Genomic DNA, 3,369 nt, shown 5'->3' with positions numbered 1-3,369 from the left:
GGGTTTGGCGGCTGCGACAAGACGCTGCCGGGCGTCATGATGGGAATGATCCGCTGCAACGTGCCCTCGATCTTCATCTATGGCGGCAGCGCGCTGCCCGGCCGGTTCGAGGGAAAGACCCTTACGGTGCTGGATTCCTACGAAGCGGTCGGCGGCTTCATGACCGGCGAGATCGATGCGGCGACGCTTGCAGGCATCGAACGCAGCTGCCTGCCGACCATCGGCGCCTGCGCGGGACAGTTTACAGCCAACACCATGGGCATGGTTTCGGAAGCCATGGGGCTGACCATGCCCAACGTGTCGATGATCCCGGGCATCTATGCCGAGCGCGCGCAGGTCGCGCGCCGTGCCGGACGGCTGGTGATGCGGATGCTGGAGCGGGGCGGGCCGCTGCCGCGGGAAATCGTCACGCGAAAGGCGCTGGAAAACGGCGCCGCCATCGTCGCCGCCACCGGCGGATCGACCAACGCCGCGCTGCATCTGCCGGCGCTTGCCAACGAGGCCGGCATTTCCTTCACGCTGGACGATGTCGGCGAGGTCTTTGCGCGCACGCCCTTGATCGGCAATCTGCGCCCGGGCGGCAAATATACCGCCAAGGATGTCTACGATATCGGCGGCGCCGCGGTGGTGATCCGCGCGCTGGTCGAGAGCGGCCACATCGACGGCAGTTGCCTTACGATCAGCGGCCGGACGATCGCGGAAGAATATGGGGAAGCGAATCCACCGGACGGCGAGATCGTTTTCAGCACCGGCAAGCCGATCATGCCGGACGGCGGCGTCGCGGTTCTCAAGGGCAATCTCTGCCCGGATGGCGCCGTCATCAAGGTGGCCGGTCTGACGAGCCTGGTCTTCGAGGGCACCGCGCGCGTGTTCGAAGACGAAGAGCAATGCGTCGATGCCGTACGAAATCGCAACTACTCGGCTGGCGACGTTCTCGTCATCCGCAATGAGGGCCCGGTCGGCGGTCCCGGCATGCGCGAGATGCTCGGCGTCACCGCGCTGATCTACGGGCAGGGGATGGGCGAGAAGGTTGCGCTCATCACCGACGGGCGCTTTTCCGGCGCGACGCGCGGCATGTGCATCGGCTATGTCTCGCCGGAATCCTTTATCGGCGGCCCGCTGGCGCTGGTGCGCGACGGCGATCGTATCAAGATCGACGCCGGCGCCCGCCGGATGGATCTTTTGATCGACGACGCTGAATTCGCCAGGCGGCGGCAGGCCTGGAAGCCGCGGCCGCCGCGGCACCGGGCGGGCGCGCTCGCCAAATATGCGAGGCTGGTCGGCCAGGCGCCAGGCGGCGCCGTCACCCATGATGGCGCGGCGGAGTGGCCGTGGTTCGATCAGCCGTGATGCGGCGCTCAGGGTGAAACAGCATCGCCAGGCCTTGCAAGTTTCCGCTATGCTCGATTTAACCGGAGACATTCGGGAAGCCATCTGTGCCTGACGGACCTATGCCGGGAAGAAGAGCGTAAATGAAGCTTGTGCCATCGCGGCCGGATGTTGAGGCGAAGGCGGCGCCGGCGCGTCAGCCGGCGGCTGCCATGATCGAGATCGACCGCGTGTCTCAGATTTTCCGCACCTCCGGCCGCCAGGACCATCTGGCGTTGTCGGAGATTTCGCTGGCAATCGAGGATGGCGCCTTTGTCTCGATTCTTGGGCCCTCCGGCTGCGGAAAATCGACCCTGCTTTATATCGTCGGCGGGTTTGTCAGCCCGACCGAAGGCGTCGCCAGGGTGAAGGGCAGGGCGATCACCGGGCCCGGGCCGGATCGCGGGCCGGTGTTTCAGGAGTTCGCGCTGTTTCCCTGGAAGAGCGTGCTTGGCAATGTGATGTACGGGCCGCGCCAGCAGGGCGTGAAACCGGCCGAAGCCGAAGCGCAAAGCCGCGCGCTGATCGAGATGGTCGGCCTCAAGGGTTTTGAGCATTTTTACCCCAAGGAATTGTCCGGCGGCATGAAGCAGCGCGTGGCGCTGGCGCGCACGCTGGCCTATCACCCGGCGGTGCTGCTGATGGACGAGCCGTTCGGCGCGCTGGACGCGCATACCCGCACGCGGCTGCAGAACGACCTGCTCAATATCTGGGAGCGGGACCGCAAGACCGTGCTGTTCGTCACCCACTCGGTCGAGGAGGCGGTGTATCTGTCGGACAAGGTCGTGGTGATGACGCGTTCCCCCGGCCGCATCAAGGAGATCATCGACATCGACCTGCCGCGGCCGCGCCGCCGGACGGAGCTTTTGCTCGACCCCCGTTATCAGAAATATGTGGTCGATATCGAACGCATGTTCGACGACACCGTCGAAGACGAGTTGCGGCCATGATCTCAGGACGCGCGCTTCTCTCGCGTTCGGCGCCGTGGCTTGCCTGCCTCGGGCTGCTCGGAGTCTGGGAGATTGGTGCGCTGATCCTGAACACCGACAGCTTTCCCACCGCGTGGGAAGCCGTCCGCGCGATTCCCTCTATCCTTGGTGACAAGGAATCCCTGATCAACATTCTGGCGTCGCTGCGCCGCATGGCGGTCGGCTTCGGCATCGGGGTGCTCTTTTCGATCCCGCTCGGATTGATGATGGGCCGCTCGCGCGGCGTGGCGTCCTTCTTCAATCCGCTGTTGATGGTGATTTATCCTGTGCCGAAGGCGGCGCTGATGCCGATTATCATGCTCTGGCTCGGCGTCGGCGATGTCGCCAAGACGCTGGTGATCTTCCTCGGCGTCAGTCTGCCCGTGATCTATCACAGCTTTCAGGGCGCAAAAGCGGTCGAGGAAAAGATGCTGTGGTCGGGCGCCGCGATGGGCCTTTCGGCGGCGCAGCGCATGATCCGGATCGTGCTGCCGGCGGCGTTGCCGGAAATTCTCACGGGCTGCCGCACTGGCCTCGTGCTGGCGCTGATCACCATGGTCACTTCCGAGATGATCGCGCGGCAGTCCGGCGCCGGAAACATCCTGTTCAACGCGCTCGATATGGGACAATACGATACCGTCTACGCGATGATCATCATCATCGGCGCAATGGGTATCGGTCTCGACGCCGCGTTCGAAAATGTGAGGGGCAGGCTGGTGAAGTGGTCCGAGCCCGGCTTCGACATCCCCCTGAGTTTCGCATGAACCTGCGCGCCGCCAGCACGGATGTTCTGCTCGGGATTGTGCCGATCGCGCTCCTGATCGTGCTGTGGCAGGCGATTTCTTCATTCGGCTATGCGCCGCCGGCGCTGCTGCCGCCGCCCGGCGTCGTGTTCATGCGTCTGGCGCAGCAACTCGTCACCGGCACGTTTCAGCGGGAGATCGCCGCCACGCTGTTTCGCCTGTTCGCGGGATTTTCGATCGCGGTGATTCTGGGCGTCGGCATCGGTCTGGCCGCGGCAGCGAGCCCCGCC

At 64.8% G+C, this 3,369-nt stretch carries 3 protein-coding genes and 1 pseudogene; all 4 read left to right on the top strand.

Annotation, left to right across the window (positions count from 1 at the left end; all coding sequences use genetic code 11):
- A partial coding sequence (locus tag QZ213_RS26390) for a dihydroxy-acid dehydratase (protein ID WP_291688995.1) occupies nt 1–1,350 on the top strand: 1,350 nt, incomplete at its 5' end.
- A gap of 191 nt (nt 1,351–1,541) precedes the next feature.
- Nucleotides 1,542–2,318, top strand: a complete 777-nt coding sequence (locus tag QZ213_RS26385; RefSeq protein ID WP_291688996.1) for an ABC transporter ATP-binding protein — start codon at nt 1,542–1,544, stop codon at nt 2,316–2,318.
- A complete protein-coding gene (locus tag QZ213_RS26380; RefSeq protein ID WP_291688994.1) occupies nt 2,315–3,100 on the top strand; it encodes an ABC transporter permease subunit in 786 nt (261 codons plus the stop codon). Before QZ213_RS26385 ends, QZ213_RS26380 begins: the two co-directional genes overlap by 4 nt.
- Nucleotides 3,097–3,369 (top strand): annotated as a pseudogene (locus QZ213_RS26375) (ABC transporter permease); the annotation flags it as partial. The gene QZ213_RS26380 and the pseudogene QZ213_RS26375, both read left to right, overlap by 4 nt.

Source organism: Bradyrhizobium sp., assembly GCF_017881085.1.
GTDB lineage: Bacteria > Pseudomonadota > Alphaproteobacteria > Rhizobiales > Xanthobacteraceae > Bradyrhizobium.
The sequence above is the reverse complement of the archived record's forward strand: the minus strand, read 5'-3'. Positions and strand labels throughout refer to the sequence as shown.

What these genes read in the sequence shown, in the direction of transcription:
- QZ213_RS26385 (WP_291688996.1), top strand. Translation starts at nt 1,542, where the DNA reads ATGATCGAGATCGACCGCGTGTCTCAGATTTTCCGCACCTCCGGCCGC.
- QZ213_RS26380 (WP_291688994.1), top strand. Translation starts at nt 2,315, where the DNA reads ATGATCTCAGGACGCGCGCTTCTCTCGCGTTCGGCGCCGTGGCTTGCC.